We start from the raw sequence: 17591 nt of genomic DNA on the forward strand, positions 1-17591 counted from the left end.
CGCCCCTCGGCCGGGCGCTCGCTCAGCCGCGATCAGGTGCGGGCTTTGCAGTTGTGGCGGTGTTGTTGGAGGCGGCGGCTGGGGCCGGCTTGCGCTTGCGCGTCGCGGCGGCAGCTACGGCCTCGGCTGCATCGGGAAGATCGTCAGCGGGCAGGGGGTCTGCGTGCTGGGCACCGCGCACGGGAAGAAAGGCTTCGGGGGAGAGCTTGGCGGCACGGCGGCCGGGTGCGGGGGGCAGGGGCATAGTGGACGAACCGTTCCTCAACAGGGATCAAAAAGCACAAAGCCGCCTGGAAACCGAGGCGGCTTTGGTGGGGTGACAGGGAAAAGCGTCTTTGCTAAGAGGCATCGTCCCATTATGCATAGGCTGATGGCCTGAATATGTCGGCCGGCGCTTTGTCGCCTGTCAGATTGTCGCTATCAGGCGGCCTGCTTCAGTGCCTTCAGGGTCTTGACAGCCTTGAGCACCTCGTCAACGTGGCCGGGGACCTTCAGGCCGCGCCATTCCTGCACCAGCAGGCCATCGGTGCCCACCAGGAAGGTGGAACGCTCGATGCCCTTCACCTTCTTGCCGTACATGATCTTGTTCTTGACCACGCCGAACATGTGGCACATCTTTTCTTCCGTATCGGCGATGAGCTCGAACGGCAGTTCCAGCTTTTCCTTGAAGTCGTCGTGCGACTTCATGTTGTCGCGCGAGACGCCAAACACGGTGGCACCAGCTTTCACGAAGTCCTTGTACTTGTCGCGGAACTGCATGGCTTCAGTGGTGCAGCCAGGCGTATTGTCCTTTGGGTAGAAATACAGGATCAGAATCTGGCCCGTGTGGGAGGTGTTGGTCACCTTGATCCCGCCGGTAGCGTTGGCTTCAAATTCGGGAAGGGGTTTGTTGACAACGATCGCCATGCGCTTATATCTCTCGGGTGTAGTCGTTGAAATGCCGAGGGCCGTGTTTGTGTTTTTGCTTTTATCGGAAATGCCCCCAACCGCAACCTGCAATTTTACCCTGAAAACGGGATTTCACCCAATCAGGGGGGCAGGAGTCTACTCCAAGAGTAGGGCCGCGACGACGTTACGGCCTTCGCTGGCAAGGATGTTGTAGGTGCGACACGCGGCCTGCGTGTCCATGCTTTCCAGGCCTATGCGCCGGGCCATGAGGGGGCGCAGCCAGGCCGCCGGTGGGAAGCGGTTGCGCTGGCCGCTGCCCAGGATGATGACTTCGGCATCCAGTTGGGACAGCGCCTCAAAGTGCTCGGGCGTCAGGTCCTCGAAGCGGACGCAGTCCCAGGCCTGGCGCAGGCCCTTGGCGCCTACCAGCAGACTGTGCTCGAATTTTTCCCTGTCCACAGCGACCCAGCCGGGGCCATAGCCCGTGATGCTCTGTGCTTCGGATTTGTCGGCGTGGAATTTCATGGATGAGGGTGGCGCGGTCTGCGCGATGGGGGTGGCCGCCACATGGCCGGGGCCAGGGCGATGCTGCATTGCGGAACTGTGGTCAAATTATAGGTTTCACCAGGGTGCATGGGGCACTTTGGCGTGCATGAAGGCCGCAAGCCCGCGCCGGCCACTTTCATATTCTCAGCATGAAAACCGTTCTCAAATCCGCAAAACTAGCCAACGTCTGTTATGACATCCGCGGGCCCATCATGGACGCGGCGAAGAAGATGGAAGAGGACGGGCAGAAGATCATCAAGCTCAATATCGGCAACCTGGCCGTGTTCGGCTTCGATGCCCCCGAGGAAGTGCAGCAGGACATGATCCGCAACCTGCCCAATTCGGCAGGCTACTCGGACAGCAAGGGCATCTTCGCAGCGCGCAAGGCCGTGATGCATGAGACCCAGCGCCAGGGCATCCTGGGCGTGACACTGGACGATATCTACCTGGGCAATGGCGCATCCGAGCTGATCAGCCTGGCCACGAACGCGCTGCTGGACGACGGCGACGAGATGCTGCTGCCGGCGCCCGACTATCCGCTGTGGACCGCCGTCACCAGCCTGTCGGGCGGCACGCCCGTGCACTATATGTGTGACGAGTCCAACGGCTGGATGCCCGACCTGGACGACATCCGCGCCAAGATCACGCCGCGCACCAAGGGCATCGTCGTCATCAATCCCAACAACCCGACGGGCGCCCTGTACAGCAAGCAGCTGCTGCAAAGCATCGTGGCGCTGGCCCGCGAGCATGGCCTGGTGATCTTTGCCGACGAGGTCTATGACAAGGTGCTGTACGACGACGTGGTGCACACGCCGCTCGCCAGCCTGTCCACCGATGTGCTGACGCTGACCTTCAACTCGCTGTCCAAGGCCTATCGCAGCTGCGGCTACCGCGCCGGCTGGATGGTGGTCTCGGGCGACAAGAAGGCGGCCCGGGACTATATCGAGGGCCTGAACATGCTCTCCAACATGCGCCTGTGCGCCAATGTGCCCGGCCAATGGGCCGTGCAGACGGCGCTGGGCGGCCACCAGAGCATCGACGAGCTGGTGCAGGAGGGCGGCCGACTGCGCGTGCAGCGCGATCTGGCCCACAAGCTGATCACCGAAATCCCCGGCGTGAGCTGCGTCAAGCCGCAAGCCGCGCTGTACATGTTCCCGCGCCTGGACCCCGAGATCTACCCGATCAAGGATGACCAGGCGTTCTTCCTGGAAGTGCTGCAAGAGACCAAGGTCATGCTGGTGCAGGGAACAGGCTTCAACTGGCCGCACCCCGACCATTTCCGCATCGTCTTCCTGCCGCACGACACCGACCTGCGCGAGGCCATCCGCCGTCTCGCAGTGTTCCTCGAGAAATACCGCAAGCGCCACGGCACGGACCGCGGCTGAGCTGTGCGGGCCGGTGGAGGAGAGGGCCTTCCGCCGGCCATTGCTTTTTACCGGCTGCCGGCGCGCACCCTCTGGGCGCCGCAGCGTTTTTTGACTGGCAAGTAGTTTATGAAACCGATCCAAGTAGGCCTTCTGGGCATTGGCACCGTGGGCAGCGGCACCTTCAACGTGCTGCAGCGCAATCAGGAAGAGATCCGCCGCCGTGCGGGCCGCGGTATTGAGATTGCCATGGTGGCCGACCTGGATACGGAACGCGCCCGCTCCGTCGTGGGCGACACGGCCAAGGTGGTCGGCGATGCGCGCGAGATCATCGCCAACCCCGAGATCGACGTGGTGATCGAGCTGATCGGCGGCTACGGCATTGCCAAGGCCCTGGTGCTGGAAGCCATTGCCGCCGGCAAGCATGTGGTCACGGCCAACAAGGCCCTGCTGGCCGTGCATGGCAGCGAAATCTTCAAGGCCGCCGCCGAGAAGGGCGTGATGGTGGCCTACGAAGCGGCCGTGGCCGGTGGCATTCCCATCATCAAGGCGCTGCGCGAAGGCCTGACGGCCAACCAGATCCAGTGGGTGGCCGGCATCATCAACGGCACGACCAACTTCATCCTGTCCGAAATGCGCGACAAGGGCCTGGACTTCGACGTGGTGCTCAAGGAAGCCCAGCGCCTGGGCTATGCCGAAGCCGATCCGACCTTCGACATCGAAGGCGTGGACGCCGCCCACAAGGTCACGCTGATGAGCGCCATCGCCTTCGGCATTCCCGTGCAGTTCGACAAGGCGCATGTGGAAGGCATCACCAAGCTGTCTGCGGCCGACATCAAGTACGCCGAGCAACTGGGCTACCGCATCAAGCTGCTGGGCATCACCAAGCGCACGGACAAGGGCATCGAGCTGCGCGTGCACCCCAGCCTGGTGCCGACCAAGCGCCTGATCGCGAACGTGGAAGGCGCGATGAACGCCGTCGTCGTCCATGGCGATGCCGTTGGCACCACGCTGTACTACGGCAAGGGCGCAGGCTCCGAGCCCACGGCCAGCGCCGTGATCGCCGATCTGGTGGACATCGCCCGCCTGCACACGGCCGACCCCGAGCACCGCGTGCCCCCGCTGGCCTTCCAGTCGAACACGCTGGTCGCCGCAGGTGGCGAGCTGCCCGTGCTGCCCATGAGCGAGGTGGTCACCAGCTACTACCTGCGCATCCGCGTGGCCGACGAAGCCGGTGTGCTGGCCAAGATCACCAGCATCCTCGCGGGCATGGGCATCAGCATCGACGCCCTGCTGCAGCGAGAGGCCGGCGAAGTGAGCGGCGACAGCGAAGGTAGCCAGGGCGTGCCGCAGACCGACCTGATCATCCTGACCCATGCCACGCGCGAAGGCGATATGGACACGGCCCTGGCCCAGATCCAGCAACTGCCCACGGTGCTGGCTCCTATCAACCGCATCCGCAAGGAAGAGTTGAACTAAGACACCCCCTGAGCGGCTGCGCCGCTTCCCCCTCTCTCGCACGCGGGAGGGGGACGACGCCCTCGCTGCGGGGCGGCCCTTGCTCGGCATCCCTGGCATCGGCCGCGCCCCGTCTCACAGAATACTGACGAGGAAGCGACATGCTTTATCTTTCCACGCGCGGCCACGCGGACCGCAAGCGCTTTTGCGACATCCTGCTCGAGGGCCTGGCGCCCGATGGCGGGCTGTACCTGCCCGAGCACTATCCGCAGATCGATGCCGCTCGCCTGGGCGAGCTGCGCAGCATCTACAAGGAGCAGGGCTACGCAGCGCTGGCCTTCGAGATCCTGAGCCTGTACATCGACGACATCCCGGCCGAGGATCTGCGCGCCCTGTGCGCCAAGACCTATACGCAGCAGGTGTTCGGCACGGCCGAGATCACGCCGCTGCGCCCGCTGGAAGACGGCCTGTGGCTCGAAGCCCTGTCCAACGGTCCCACGCTGGCCTTCAAGGACATGGCCATGCAGCTGCTGGGCAACCTGTTCGAGTACGAACTGGGCCGCCGTGGCGAGGAGCTCAACATCCTGGGCGCTACCAGCGGTGACACCGGCAGCGCGGCCGAGTACGCCATGCGCGGCAAAAAGGGCGTGCGCGTGTTCATGACCAGCCCGCGCGGCCGCATGAGCCCCTTCCAGCAGGCCCAGATGTTCAGCCTGCAGGACGCCAACATCCACAACATCGCCATCGAGGGCGTGTTCGACGACTGCCAGGACATCGTCAAGGCCGTCTCCAACGACCACGCCTTCAAGGCGAAGTACAAGATCGGCACGGTCAACTCGATCAACTGGGCCCGCCTGCTGGCCCAGGTCGTCTACTACTTTGCCGGCTACCTGCAGGCCACGCAGAGCAATGACCAGAAGGTCAGCTTCACGGTGCCCAGCGGCAACTTCGGCAACATCTGCGCCGGCCACGTGGCGCGCCAGATGGGCCTGCCGATAGCGCGCCTGGTGGTGGCAACCAACGAGAACGATGTGCTCGACGAGTTCTTCCGCACGGGCGCCTACGTGGTGCGCGGCAGCGAACATACCTACGAGACATCAAGCCCCTCGATGGACATCTCCAAGGCCAGCAACTTCGAACGCTTCGTGTTCGACCTGCTGGGCCGCGATGGCCAAGCCACGCGCGAATTGTTCGCCGAGGGCGTGGCACGCCAGGGCCGCTTCGACCTGGGCGGCAATCCGCTGTTCCAGGAAGCTGCTGCCCGCTACGGCTTCGTTAGCGGAAAGAGCACGCATGCTGACCGCCTGGCCACCATCCGCGATACCTTCGAGCGCTTCGGCACCATGATCGACACGCACACGGCCGACGGCGTCAAGGTGGCGCGCGAGCAGCTGCAGGCCGGCGTGCCCATGATCGTGCTGGAGACGGCACTGCCCATCAAGTTCGCCGCCACCATCGAGGAGGCCCTGGGCCGCCTGCCCGATCGCCCGGCCAAGTTCGAAGGCATCGAGGACCTGCCCAAGCGCGTGACCGACTTGCCGGCCGACGCCGAGCAGGTCAAGGCCTATATCGCCCGGCATTGCGACTGATGCGGCAGCCGGGCTGTCCAAAGGTCCGCAGCAGGAGGGCATGGCGATGAAGGTCATCGGCTTCGCCGGCTACTCGGGCTCGGGCAAGACCAGCCTGGTGGAGCCCCTGATCACGCTGATGCGTGCGCAGGGGCTCAGCGTTTCGGTGGTCAAGCATGCCCACCACCATTTCGATGTCGATCATGAGGGCAAGGACAGCTGGCGCCACCGCAAGGCGGGCGCCTATGAAGTGGTGCTGGCCTCGGATCGCCGTCTGGCGCTGATGCGCGAATTCCCCCGTCCCACGGAGCTGTCGGTGCATGACATGCTGGCCGAACTCGATCCGCGCGTGGATTGGGTGCTGGTCGAAGGCTTCAAGCACGCCGACCTGCCCAAAATAGAGATCTGGCGCGATCAGCCCGAGCGCGCCAGCGCCGGCAAGACCCAGGCGCCCCTGTATCCGCACGACCCCCATGTGCTGGCCATTGCCACCGACGCACCGCAGCGCCTGCCAGAGCCGCCGCGCCAGCCCGTGCTCGATCTCAATGCGCCAGGGCAGATACTGCAATGGCTGCTGGAGCATGCGCAGCAACTGCGCTACCGTGCCCCAGGCCTCCCTCGAAATTAGGAAAACACCATGCGAGCCCCGCTCAAGCCCCTTGACGAAGCGCTGGCCGAATTGCTGGCCCAGGCCCTGCCGCTGGCCGGCGATGACACCGTGGACAGCTTCGATGCCGATGGCCGTGTGCTGCTGGCCGATGCCGTCTCTCCGCTGCAAGTGCCGCCCCAGGACAACAGTGCCATGGACGGCTACGCCGTGCGCAGCGCCGAATGCACGCAGGGCAATGCCGAGCTGCCCGTCTCGCAGCGCATACCCGCAGGCGCCGTGGGCCAGCCGCTGGCCGTGGGCACGGTGGCGCGCATCTTCACGGGCGCTCCGGTGCCCGAAGGTGCCGATGCCATCGTCATGCAGGAAGACTGCGAAGTCCTGGAAGACGGTCGCGTGCGCATCAAGGCGCGGCCCGAGGCCGGGCAATGGATACGCCGCTCGGGCGAAGACATCCGGCGCGGCGCCACCGTCATCGCGGCCGGCACGCGCCTGTCGCCGGCCGAGCTGGGCCTGGCGGCCAGCATCGGCCTGGCCTCTTTGCGCGTGGCACGCAAGCCGCGCGTGGCCTTGTTCTCCACAGGCGACGAGCTGGTCATGCCGGGCACCGTGGCGCCCGAACAGATGCCGCCCGGCAGCATCTACAACAGCAACCGATTCTTCCTTCGCGCCCTGCTGCAGCGCATGGGCTGCGAGGTCACCGACTTCGGCATCGTCCCCGACCGGCGCGAGGCCACCGTGCAGGCCCTGCGCGAAGCGGCCCGCGCGCATGACCTGATCCTGACCAGCGGCGGGGTGTCTGTCGGCGAAGAAGACCATGTCAAGCCCGCCGTGCAGGCGCTGGGCCAGCTCGACCTCTGGCAGATCGCCGTCAAGCCCGGCAAGCCCTTTGCCTATGGCCGTGTGAACCGCGAGGGCGAAGGCTTTGCCCACTTCATCGGCCTGCCCGGCAATCCGGTCTCCAGCTTCGTCACCTTCCTTTTGCTGGTGCGCCCCTTCGTGCTGCGCCTGCAGGGCGTGCAGCAGGCGCTGCCGCGCTCGGTCGAGGTGCGCGCCGACTTCCATTGGCCGCGCGGGGACAAGCGCCGCGAATTCCTGCGCGTGCGCTACAACGACAGCGGCGGGCTGGAGCTGTTCCGCAACCAGAGTTCGGGCGTGCTGACCTCGGCGGCCTGGGGCGATGGCGTGGTGGACAACCCGCCGGGCCAGGCCATTGCGCCGGGCGACCGGGTGCGCTTCATCGCCTTTTCGGAGCTGCTGTCATGAGCCAGGCCGTCCCCATCGCCATCACCATCACCGTGCGCTATTTCGCCTCCATCCGCGAAGCCCTGGGCACGGGCAGCGAAACCCTGTCCACCGAGGCAGCCACCGTGGGCGCGCTGCGCGAGGAACTGATTGCGCGTGGCGGTGCAGCCGCCGAAGCGCTGGCCCCTGGCAAGGCCGTGCGCATGGCGCTGAACCAGGTCCTGTGCGATGCCGGTGCCGCCATTCGCCAGGGGGACGAGGTGGCTTTCTTTCCTCCCGTGACCGGAGGTTGACCCAAATGACCACCGACAAGCCCGTGGACCAGGCCATCAGCGCGCGCACGCGCAAGGCCCTGTCCGAAGCCAAGGCGCGCGGCGTGCAACTGGGCCGCGCAGGCGCAGACAACCTGCGCGCCACCGTGGAAAAGCGCAAATCCACGGCCGATGCCTTCGCCCAGCAGCATGAGGCGCTGTTCGCCGAACTGCAGGCGCGCGGGCTGACGCACCGCGCCATGGCCGCCGAACTCAATGCGCGCGGCATTGCCGCGGCCCGGGGCGGCGAGTGGACGCACGGTCAGGTGCAACGCATCCTGAACCGCTATGCCGACCTGCGCTCTGCAACACCATCTGCAGACGGCAGCAGCGGCAGCTGAATCCCGGCCAGCCACTGCGCCAGCGCGGCCGAGGCCGGTTGCATGGGCGCCCGCAGCGTTGCCCGCATTCGGCCCTGCTGCGCCAGCAAGGCCTTGATGGGTGCGGGATTGGGCTCGGCAAAGCAGGCGGCGATGTGCGGCTGCAGCGGCTGCCACAGCGCACGGGCAGCGGGCAGGTCGCCACGCTCCAGGCATTGCATCAACGCGACGAAGTGCCGTGTATGCGCGTGCGCGCTGGCAGCAATCGCTCCCGCACCGCCCAGGGCCAGCGTGGAAAAGATCTGCGCGTCTTCGCCGGCCAGCACCTGCAGTTGCCCATCGGCGATCAGTGCCTGGGTCTTGGCGGCATCGCCCCCGCAATCCTTGATGGCCACGATGCGCTCATGTGCGGCCAGCGCACGCAGCGTGGCCAGCTCCAGCACCACGCCGGTGCGGTAGGGAATGTCGTAGACGATGACCGGATGGGCGCTGCGCTCGGCAATCGCCGTGAACCACTGCAGCAGCCCTGCCTGCGACGGGCGTATGTAATGCGGCGCGGGCACCAGAATGCCGGCCAGCGGCAGGGCGTTCAGTGCCTGAACGCGGGCCAGCGCATGCCCCAGGTGGCAGTCGGAAACTCCCATGACCACGGGCATGCCATGGGCCGCTGAGAGGATGGTGGACAGGGTGGCATCGTGCTCCGCTTCGCTCAGCGCGGCGGCCTCGGCGGTCGAGCCGCAGGCCACGTAGCCGGCGATGCCGGTGGCGTTGTAGTGCTGCACCAGGGCGCGCAGCGCCCCGTGGTCCACCGCCGCCTCATCTCCAGGAAGAAAGGGCGTGACCAGCGGAAGCCACAGCCCCTGGAATCGGGCTTGCGGCGAGGTGGTGGAAGGCAAAGACATGGAAGATCCCTTCGGGTGATTCAAACAATGAACGACCGGACGCAGCCACCGGCCAGACCGAGGGCGGAAAAGCAGGCGCCTGAAGGGATGCGGGAAGGGGAGATGGAGGCTGCCGGGCCGGTTCCGTCGCTCATCTGGACGGAACCTCAGCTCCGGTCAGACGAGCTGGGGTTTGCAGGCTTTGCCCAGGCACAGGCGCACGGCATCACCGTGGCATGTGGGGAAGGCAAAGATTGCAGGCATGGCGCGCAGTGTAGCGCGCCTGAGCGCCAGGGTGGTGGCCTTCAGGCTGCGCCTTCGGCGCCGGGAGGGGGTGATGCATCGGGCAGCAGCGGTGCCTGCCACTCCAGCAGCTCGGCCAGGCGCTGCACGATCCAGCGCGCCTCGCCAGGGCTGACGATGGAGCCCTCGGCCGCCAGGCCCGCGTGCATGCCCAGCAGCACGCCTTGCTCCGAGGAGTTGCCGGAGTGATAGAGCGTCTGCGCCTGCTCGACCAGGTGGCTGGCCAGGTCCTCGCACAGTTCATAGCGCCCGACCACGTCTGCAATCGATGCCTTGAGCCGGCCGTGCCGGTCGGCATACAAGGCGGCAAAGCTCGGCGGCGGCTGTATCTGGCTGGTCTCGTCCATGGCGCGCCTCAATCGGGTTCGAACAGGCGCTCGAAGCGTGCAAGGTCCTCGGCCAGCTCGCAGCTCACGAGCTGGCCCATCTTGCCGTCGGCCAGGCGGTGGGCTGCGAACAGCGTGGCCTTGCCGCGAAAGTTGTAGTCGGGCAGATGGATGATGGTGTAGGGATGGGACACGAACAGCTGGTGCTCGTAGACCACGCGCTGCTCGTTGCGCGGCGACGGGTAGAGCGTGTATTCGGGGGTGGTGATCGTGAGTGTGGCCATGCATGGCCCGCTGCAGCAAAAGGCCGGCGGCGGGGGAGGGCAATGCTACCGCGTTCGCCAGTCCCTGGTGCGCCCTGGTGCGCCGCCGCCCTGCGACAATGCGGGCATGCAAGCAGCCCGTGTATCCATCCAGACCGAGGATTTCGACGTATCGGCCGAACTCGCCGCCCTGCGCGGCGGCGACGCGCGCGTGGGCGCGGTCTGCAGCTTCATCGGCACGGTGCGCGACCGCAACGAGGGCGCCGCCGTGGCCAGCATGGAGCTGGAGCACTACCCGGGCATGACCGAGAAATCCATCGAGGCCATCATCGACGAGGCGGTCCAGCGCTTCGGCATCCATGGCGCGCGTGTCATCCACCGCATCGGTCCGCTGCAGCCCATGGACCAGATCGTGCTCGTGGCCGTCACCGCATCGCACCGGGGCATGGCCTTCCAGGCCTGCGAATACATCATGGACTACCTCAAGTCGCTGGCGCCTTTCTGGAAGAAGGAGCAGACGCCCGAGGGCGCGCGCTGGGTGGATGCGCGCGTCAGCGACGAAGAGGCGCTGGCGCGCTGGCGCCAGTGAGGCAGCGGGCCTTCAGGCCTTGAGCGCGGCGCCCCGCAACCATTGCGGCGGGCGGAACACCAGCAGGTTTCCGAGCATCACCAGCAGCAGCCCGCCCACGGCCAGCGGCGTCCAGACATAGCCCTCGAAAAGCGCCGAGATGCTGAGCGCAACAATGGGGAACAGCACCGTCGCATAGGCCGCCTTCTCCGGGCCCAGCCGGCCCACCAGGGTCAGGTAGGCCGTGAACGCAATCACCGAGCCTGGAATGGCCAGGTACAGCCAGGAGCCCACATAGGTCCAGCTGGCATCGAAGCGCCAGGGCAGGCCTGCCACCAGCGCATAGCCGGTCAGCAGCAGCGTGCCGGCCAGCATGCCCCAGGCATTGGTCTGTGCGGGCCGCCAGCCCATGGACTGCAGCGAGGCAGACAGCATGTTCCCGCAGGAAAAGCACAGCGTGCCCAGCACCGCCCAGCCCAGGCCAGGCAGGCTGGCATGCCGGCCTGCGCGCAGCTCGGGCCAGAACAGCGCCACCAGGCCTGCAAGGCCGAAGAGGCTGCCGGCCAGCACATGGGGCGCCAGCCTGCGGCCGTGGATGATGCGCACCAGCAGCGCGTTCCAGAGATTGGCGCTGGAGAACACCACGGCGGCCAGGCCGCTGGCCAGCGTCTCGCTGGCATGCATGAAGCACACGAAGTTGAAGCTGAACAGGCACAGGCCCTGCGCCAGCACGCGCGGCAGCGCCGGGCCGCGGGGCACGCGCAGCTGCCGCGACCAGGCCAGCCAGGCGAACATCAGCACGGCGGCCAGCGCAAAGCGGTAGGCAATGGACAGCTCCACGGGCACGGCGCCCAGCTGCAGTTTCAGGGCGATCCAGGTCGAACCCCAGATCAGCACGACCAGGGCATAGAGGGTGGCAGTCATGGCCGGTGATGATGGCGCCGCAGGCTGGGCGGGCATGACAGATTCCTGCGGTTTGATGGCCTGGCGCCATGCATCGGTATGGCTGCGGGACCACAATCGCTGCCATGACGCCCACGCCGCTGCCCGAGCTGCCCTCCAGCCACCTGTGCCAGGTGCTGTCACGCTCCAAGGCCCGGCTGCAGCGGCGCGTGCGCCTGAGCGAAGGGGTGGAGCTGGCCGTCTGGGCCAATGTGGACGACGAGGTGCGCTACTGCCAGCCCGGTCACCACACGCTGTCGGTCTACCTGGCCGGGGGCGAGGGCTCGCAGCTCAAGGCGCGGCCCGAGGCCATGGGGGCGCCGGGGCGCATCTGCATCTTCACGCCAGAGGACGAATCGCACTGGCTGGTACGCTCGCCCGTGCAGTTCCTGCACCTGTATGTGTCCGACCTGGCCTGGGCGGGGCGCGTGGTCCGCATGCTGGATGCCGAGCCCCGCTCGCGCACCTTGCGTGCGCAGATCTACGGGGATGATCAGGCCTTCCACGCCGGTGCCCGTGCGCTGATGCAGCTGGACTGGCAGGACCCGCAGCAGCAACTGGCGGCCGATGCCATTGGCCAGCAGCTGGTGGACCGGCTGGTGCTGCAGTCCGCCACGCAGCGACAGCTGCAGGCGCTGCAGCGGCCGCTGGGCGGGCTTTCTGCGGCCATGCGGCGCAGGGTGCTGGCCCATGTCGAGGCGCATCTGCATGACTCCAAGGCCGTGTCGCTGCCGGCACTGGCGAGACAGGCCTGCCTCTCCGAATTCCATTTCGCACGCATGTTCCGCCAGAGCATGGGCTGCACGGTGCACGAATGGGTGCTGCAGCAGCGCCTGGCCCGGGCACGGCGCGCCCTGTCTGCGCGCAACGTGCCGCCGCTGGCCGAGCTGGCGCTGGATTGCGGCTTTTCCAGCGCCAGCCACCTGGTACGCAGCTTCCGGGCGCATTTGGGCGTTACGCCTACGCAGTTCTCGATCTTTCAGCGCAATGCTTGAGAAGGATGGCCGGCCTCGCCGGCCTTGATCTGGCGCAAGCGTCTGTCCTTGCAGGCCGGGCATGGCTTGAAATTTGCCCTGCCGGTATCAGATAAATCGCAATGACCCTGTTTCAGGAGCGAAAAGAAACACCATGCGAATCGACAAACTGACAACCAAGTTCCAGGAAGCCCTGGCCGACGCGCAAACGCTGGCCCTGGGCGGAGACCAATCCAATATCGAACCCCTGCACCTGCTCGTGGCGCTGCTGCGCCAGGACGATGGTCCGCGCTCGCTCTTGCAGCGCGCCGGCGCCAACGTGGGCCAGCTGCAGGCCGCGGCCGAGAAGGCCCTGGCCGATCTGCCGCGCGTGCAGCACCAGGACCAGGTGCAGGTCGGCTCCGAGCTGGGCCGGCTGCTGCAGGCGACCGAGAAGGAAGCCCTCAAGCGCGGCGACCAGTTCATTGCCAGCGAGCTGTTCCTGCTGGCGCTGACCGACAGCAGCGGCTCCTCCACTCGCGCAGGCCAACTGCTCAAGGAAAGCGGCGTGACGCGCTCCAGCCTGGAGTCGGCCATCAACGCCGTGCGCGGTGGCCAGACCATGGACAGCGCCGAAGGCGAGGGCCAGCGCGAGGCCCTCAAGAAGTACACCATGGACCTGACCGAGCGCGCGCGCATCGGCAAGCTCGATCCGGTGATCGGCCGCGACGACGAAATCCGCCGCTCCATCCAGGTGCTGCAGCGCCGCAGCAAGAACAACCCCGTGCTCATCGGCGAGCCCGGCGTGGGCAAGACCGCCATCGTCGAGGGCCTGGCCCAGCGCATCGTGGCCGGCGAGGTGCCCGAAAGCCTCAAGAACAAGCGCGTGCTGTCGCTGGACATGGCGGGCCTGCTGGCCGGCGCCAAATACCGTGGCGACTTCGAGGAACGCCTGAAGTCCGTGCTCAAGGAAGTGGCCCAGGAAGAGGGCCGCATCATCCTGTTCATCGACGAGATCCACACCATGGTCGGTGCCGGCAAGGCCGACGGCGCCATGGACGCGGGCAACATGCTCAAGCCGGCCCTGGCGCGCGGCGAGCTGCACTGCATCGGCGCGACCACGCTCGATGAATACCGCAAGTACATCGAAAAGGATGCGGCGCTGGAGCGGCGCTTCCAGAAGGTGCTGGTCGAGGAGCCTTCCGTGGAGGACACCATCGCCATCCTGCGCGGACTGCAGGTGCGCTACGAGGCCCACCACGGCGTGGACATCACCGACCCGGCCATCGTGGCTGCGGCCGAGCTGAGCCACCGCTACATCACCGACCGCTTCCTGCCCGACAAGGCCATCGACCTGATCGACGAGGCGGCGGCCAAGATCAAGATCGAGATCGACTCCAAGCCCGAGGTCATGGACAAGCTCGAGCGCCGCATGATCCAGCTCAAGATCGAGCGCGAGGCCATGAAGAAGGAAAAGGACGAGGCCTCGCAAAAGCGCCTGCAGCTGATCGAGGAAGAACTCGGCAGCCTGGAGCGCGAGTACGCCGACCTGGAAGAGGTCTGGAAGAGCGAGAAGGCCAGCGCCCAGGGCTCCGAGCAGATCCGCAAGGAGATCGACCAGATCCGCATCCAGATCGAGGAGCTCAAGCGCAAGGGCGACTTCAACAAGGTGGCCGAGCTGCAGTACGGCAAGCTGCCCTCGCTGGAAAAGCAGCTCAACGAAGCCCAGGCCAACGAGCAGGGGCAGGGCGGCGCGCCCGCCCACAGGCTGCTGCGCACCCATGTCGGCGCCGAGGAAATTGCCGAAGTGGTCAGCCGTGCCACGGGCATTCCCGTGGCCAAGATGATGCAGGGCGAGAAGGACAAGCTGCTGCGCATGGAAGACCGGCTGCATGACCGCGTCGTCGGCCAGGACGAGGCCATCTCGGCCGTGGCCAATGCCATTCGCCGCTCGCGCTCGGGCCTGTCCGATCCCAACCGGCCCACGGGTTCCTTCCTGTTCCTGGGCCCCACGGGCGTGGGCAAGACCGAGCTGTGCAAGGCGCTGGCCGGCTTCCTGTTCGACAGCGAAGACCATCTGGTGCGCATCGACATGAGCGAGTTCATGGAAAAGCATTCCGTGGCCCGCCTGATTGGCGCGCCGCCGGGCTACGTGGGCTACGAGGAAGGCGGTTACCTGACCGAGGCCGTGCGCCGCAAGCCCTACAGCGTGCTGCTGCTCGATGAGGTGGAAAAGGCCCATCCCGACGTGTTCAACGTGCTGCTGCAGGTGCTGGACGATGGTCGCCTGACCGATGGCCAGGGCCGTACCGTGGACTTCAAGAACACGGTCATCGTGATGACGAGCAACATAGGCTCTTTGCTGATCCAGGCCATGGTCGGCGAGGATTACGATGATGTGAAAGATGCGGTCTGGGGGGAACTCAAGAACCATTTCCGACCCGAATTCCTCAACCGCATCGACGAAACCGTGGTCTTCCACGCGCTCGACGCGAAGAATATCGAGTCGATCGCAAGGATTCAGCTCAAGCTGCTGGAGCGTCGTTTGGAGAAAATGGACCTTGCGCTGCAGGTGTCCGACCAGGCACTGGCCGAACTGGCCAAGGTGGGCTTCGATCCCGTTTTCGGGGCCCGGCCGCTCAAGCGCGCGATACAGCAGCGGATCGAGAATCCGCTGTCGAAACTGCTGCTCGAAGGGCGCTTCCCGCCCAAGAGCACGATTGCGGTACATGTGGACCCGGTACTGGAGCCGGGCGTATTCCGGTTCGATGCGGCAGACCCCGCCTGACGCACCGGGCCAGCCAAGAAAGGCTTTGCTTTGAACGATTTTGTCGCCACCCTGACCCGCTGGGCTGTTCGCATCCTGCTGATGCTTGTGGGCCTGGTCTTCTTTGTCAGCCTGCTGACCGCCGCGGCGCTGCTGGCCCTGGTCTGGGCTGTGAGAGCGCTGTGGGCCAGGCTCACCGGCCAGCCGGTGATGCCGTGGGCCATGCGCATGAGCCCGCGGGCGGGCTGGCAGACCGTGTACCGCTCCGGCTCCGAGTGGATGGCACAGCGTCCCCAGCGCGCCTATGGCGCTGCCGAGGGCGGTGGCCGCCGCGCCGGTGCCGGCGTACTGCCGGGTGCGGGCGAGGTGACCGACGTTCAGCCCCGTGAAGTGCGCGAGCCCTGAAGCGTCTTGCTGCAGCCTTTACGCGTCCTGCGCATCTTCGTGCTCAGGCCGCGCGTGGCGGCCCGTATAGTCTGAAACCCTCGGGAGCCCGTGCAAGGCTCCCTTTTTTTTCCTGCCGCTGCATGCCAACATGTGCCGCGACGCATCCTTGGAATGCGGCGCATGCAAGTGTCTTCTTACCATTGAGCCTATGACCCAGCTGGATCTCCACCGCGTCTTCGACCTTCAGTACCAGGCCAGCCGGGCGCAGGTGGACGTGCCCCTGCTGGTGCGCCGGGAACGCCTGCTGCGCATGCAAAAGCTGCTGGACGAACACGGCCCCGTGCTGGCCGCCGCCGTGCAGGCCGACTTCGGCATGCGCTCGCCACGGCTGACCGAGATGGTGGAGCTGTTCGTGCTGCGCAACCTGCTCAAGCACACGCTGCGCCATCTGGCGCGCTGGTCGGGGCGCCAGCGGGTGCGAACGCCGCTGATGCTCATGCCCGGCCGGGGCTGGATAGAGCGCCAGCCGCTGGGCGTGGTGGGCGTGATTTCCCCGTGGAACTATCCGGTGCAGCTGGCGCTGGGGCCGGCCATCACGGCCCTGGCGGCGGGCAACCGCGTCATGCTCAAGCCCAGCGAACTCACGCCGCACACCTCGGCCCAGCTGGCAGCGCTGGTGGGGCAGTTTTTCGCGCCCGAGGAATTCGCCGTCATCGAAGGCGATGTGAGCATTGCCACGCAGTTCTCGGGCCTGCACTTCGACCATCTGCTGTTCACCGGCTCGACTGCCGTGGGCCGGCGCGTGGCACAGGCGGCGGCGGCGCACCTGACGCCGACGACGCTGGAGCTCGGTGGCAAGTCGCCCTGCATCATCTCCACCGACTGCGACCTGAAGGAGGCCGCGCTCAAGATCGCCCATGGCAAGCTCGTCAACGCGGGCCAGACCTGCATCGCCCCCGACTACGTGCTGCTGCCGCGCGGGCAGGAGGCGGAGTTTGCCGAGGCCTTCCGCACCGCGGCGCGGCGGCTGTTCCCGCGCTTTGCCGGCAATCCGGACTATGCGGCCATCCTCACCAAGCGCCACCTGGCGCGCCTGCGGCAGATGCTGCGCCAGGCCCAGGGCATGGGGGCGCATGTCGAGTGGATGGAGGATGGCGGAGCCGGCCAGGAGAGCGCCGACATGGCCTGGGGCGATGCCGTGGAGCGCCAGATGGCGCCGGCCCTGGTCTTCAATGCCACCAGCCAGATGCAGCTCATGCAGGAGGAGATCTTCGGCCCCATCCTGCCCGTGATCAGCTACGACAGGCTGGATGACGTGGTCTCGGCCATCAATGCGGGGCCCAGGCCGCTGGCGCTGTACTGGTTCGGCCGCGATGAGAAAGTGCGTGATGCCGTGCTGTCACGCACCATCAGCGGCGGGGTGACGGTCAACGACACCCTGCTGCACTTCGCCCACGAGAACCTGCCCTTCGGCGGCGTGGGCGACAGCGGCTGGGGTGCCTACCATTCGGAGCAGGGCTTTGCACGGCTGAGCCATCAGAAGGCGGTGTTCGTGCAGTCGCGCTGGTCGGGGGCTTCGATGCTGTATCCGCCCTATGGAGCAAGGTTCGACCGCATCATGGAGTTGATGCGCCGCTGGCTGTGAGCGAGGGGGTGATTTCTCGCCGTTGCCGGGCTTGCCTGCATCGTGAGAAATTGTCAACTGATTCCTTGCCAAGCCTTGTGTCGCGTGCGCCAGCTGCTCTTTTTTGGAGAGCACATAGCACATCCCAATGCCGAGGGCAAGAAAACGAGCACAGCCGTACTTGCGTGCATGGCTAAGAGCCGCAACGCACGCAAAAAGCGCGATTCCTGTGAAAATCACGCCCTTCTATTTTCACCTGTTTTCGTTTCG

At 66.2% G+C, this 17591-nt stretch carries 19 protein-coding genes; 12 read left to right on the forward strand and 7 right to left on the reverse strand.

Going from position 1 to position 17591, the window contains the following annotated elements; all coding sequences use genetic code 11:
• Positions 1–22: 22 nt before the first annotated feature.
• From ACM14_RS30825 to ACM14_RS19475, 3 genes are all read right to left on the reverse strand, one after another.
• Positions 23–244, reverse strand: coding sequence for a hypothetical protein (locus ACM14_RS30825; RefSeq protein WP_254662096.1), 222 nt, complete (start codon positions 242–244; stop codon positions 23–25).
• Between the two features lie 176 nt (positions 245–420).
• Positions 421–906 (reverse strand): peroxiredoxin, encoded by a 486-nt coding sequence (locus ACM14_RS19470; RefSeq protein ID WP_013801026.1) that lies wholly within the window; start codon positions 904–906, stop codon positions 421–423.
• A 138-nt stretch (positions 907–1044) separates the two neighbouring features.
• Entirely contained in the window at positions 1045–1413 is a 369-nt protein-coding gene (locus ACM14_RS19475) for an Mth938-like domain-containing protein (RefSeq protein ID WP_012207020.1), read from the reverse strand.
• 170 nt (positions 1414–1583) lie between these two features.
• On the opposite strand from ACM14_RS19475, the gene ACM14_RS19480 reads away from it, so the two are divergent.
• The 7 genes from ACM14_RS19480 (at position 1584) to ACM14_RS19510 (ending at position 8328) form a co-directional block, all read left to right on the forward strand.
• Positions 1584–2819, forward strand: a complete 1236-nt coding sequence (locus tag ACM14_RS19480) for a pyridoxal phosphate-dependent aminotransferase (RefSeq protein WP_013801028.1) — start codon at positions 1584–1586, stop codon at positions 2817–2819.
• Between the two features lie 108 nt (positions 2820–2927).
• Entirely contained in the window at positions 2928–4277 is a 1350-nt protein-coding gene (locus tag ACM14_RS19485) for a homoserine dehydrogenase (protein WP_012207018.1), read from the forward strand.
• 140 nt (positions 4278–4417) lie between these two features.
• A complete protein-coding gene (gene thrC, locus ACM14_RS19490; protein ID WP_065347066.1) occupies positions 4418–5845 on the forward strand; it encodes a threonine synthase in 1428 nt (475 codons plus the stop codon).
• Positions 5846–5891: 46 nt separating this feature from the next.
• Entirely contained in the window at positions 5892–6452 is a 561-nt protein-coding gene (gene mobB, locus ACM14_RS19495; protein WP_034396637.1) for a molybdopterin-guanine dinucleotide biosynthesis protein B, read from the forward strand.
• A gap of 9 nt (positions 6453–6461) precedes the next feature.
• A complete protein-coding gene (gene glp, locus ACM14_RS19500; protein WP_065347067.1) occupies positions 6462–7697 on the forward strand; it encodes a gephyrin-like molybdotransferase Glp in 1236 nt (411 codons plus the stop codon).
• Positions 7694–7969, forward strand: coding sequence for a molybdopterin converting factor subunit 1 (gene moaD, locus ACM14_RS19505; RefSeq protein ID WP_013801032.1), 276 nt, complete (start codon positions 7694–7696; stop codon positions 7967–7969). The genes glp and moaD overlap by 4 nt, the downstream gene beginning before the upstream one ends.
• A gap of 5 nt (positions 7970–7974) precedes the next feature.
• Positions 7975–8328, forward strand: a complete 354-nt coding sequence (locus ACM14_RS19510; RefSeq protein ID WP_016447744.1) for a recombinase family protein — start codon at positions 7975–7977, stop codon at positions 8326–8328.
• Here ACM14_RS19510 and dapA read toward each other — a convergent pair.
• The 3 genes from dapA to ACM14_RS19525 all read right to left on the reverse strand — a co-directional run bounded on the left by dapA (position 8274) and on the right by ACM14_RS19525 (position 10101).
• Positions 8274–9209: a 4-hydroxy-tetrahydrodipicolinate synthase gene (gene dapA, locus ACM14_RS19515; protein ID WP_065347068.1), complete on the reverse strand. Its 936-nt coding sequence runs from the start codon at positions 9207–9209 to the stop codon at positions 8274–8276. The two genes, ACM14_RS19510 and dapA, sit on opposite strands and share 55 nt — an antisense overlap.
• A gap of 284 nt (positions 9210–9493) precedes the next feature.
• Entirely contained in the window at positions 9494–9838 is a 345-nt protein-coding gene (locus tag ACM14_RS19520) for a hypothetical protein (RefSeq protein WP_013801035.1), read from the reverse strand.
• A gap of 8 nt (positions 9839–9846) precedes the next feature.
• Complete coding sequence (locus tag ACM14_RS19525; protein WP_012207010.1) at positions 9847–10101, reverse strand: hypothetical protein; 255 nt, start codon at positions 10099–10101, stop codon at positions 9847–9849.
• Positions 10102–10207: 106 nt separating this feature from the next.
• Between ACM14_RS19525 and ACM14_RS19530 the strand changes: the two genes are divergently transcribed.
• Positions 10208–10669, forward strand: a complete 462-nt coding sequence (locus ACM14_RS19530) for a molybdenum cofactor biosynthesis protein MoaE (RefSeq protein ID WP_047469218.1) — start codon at positions 10208–10210, stop codon at positions 10667–10669.
• 12 nt (positions 10670–10681) lie between these two features.
• On the opposite strand, the gene ACM14_RS19535 is transcribed toward ACM14_RS19530, so the two are convergent.
• Complete coding sequence (locus ACM14_RS19535) at positions 10682–11572, reverse strand: DMT family transporter (protein ID WP_254662097.1); 891 nt, start codon at positions 11570–11572, stop codon at positions 10682–10684.
• 104 nt (positions 11573–11676) lie between these two features.
• Between ACM14_RS19535 and ACM14_RS19540 the strand changes: the two genes are divergently transcribed.
• From ACM14_RS19540 to ACM14_RS19555, 4 genes are all read left to right on the forward strand, one after another.
• Positions 11677–12585 carry a helix-turn-helix domain-containing protein gene (locus tag ACM14_RS19540; protein ID WP_065347069.1) on the forward strand — a complete coding sequence of 303 codons (909 nt, stop codon included), beginning with the start codon at positions 11677–11679 and terminating at the stop codon, positions 12583–12585.
• A gap of 133 nt (positions 12586–12718) precedes the next feature.
• Positions 12719–15331 carry an ATP-dependent chaperone ClpB gene (gene clpB / locus ACM14_RS19545; protein WP_012207006.1) on the forward strand — a complete coding sequence of 871 codons (2613 nt, stop codon included), beginning with the start codon at positions 12719–12721 and terminating at the stop codon, positions 15329–15331.
• A 30-nt stretch (positions 15332–15361) separates the two neighbouring features.
• On the forward strand, positions 15362–15715 hold the full coding sequence (locus ACM14_RS19550) for a hypothetical protein (protein WP_012207005.1): 354 nt from the start codon (positions 15362–15364) through the stop codon (positions 15713–15715).
• Between the two features lie 130 nt (positions 15716–15845).
• Positions 15846–17342 (forward strand): coniferyl aldehyde dehydrogenase, encoded by a 1497-nt coding sequence (locus ACM14_RS19555; protein ID WP_080736955.1) that lies wholly within the window; start codon positions 15846–15848, stop codon positions 17340–17342.
• Positions 17343–17591: the final 249 nt, after the last annotated feature.

The organism is Delftia sp. JD2 (genome assembly GCF_001682645.1).
Lineage (GTDB): Bacteria > Pseudomonadota > Gammaproteobacteria > Burkholderiales > Burkholderiaceae_C > Comamonas > Comamonas acidovorans.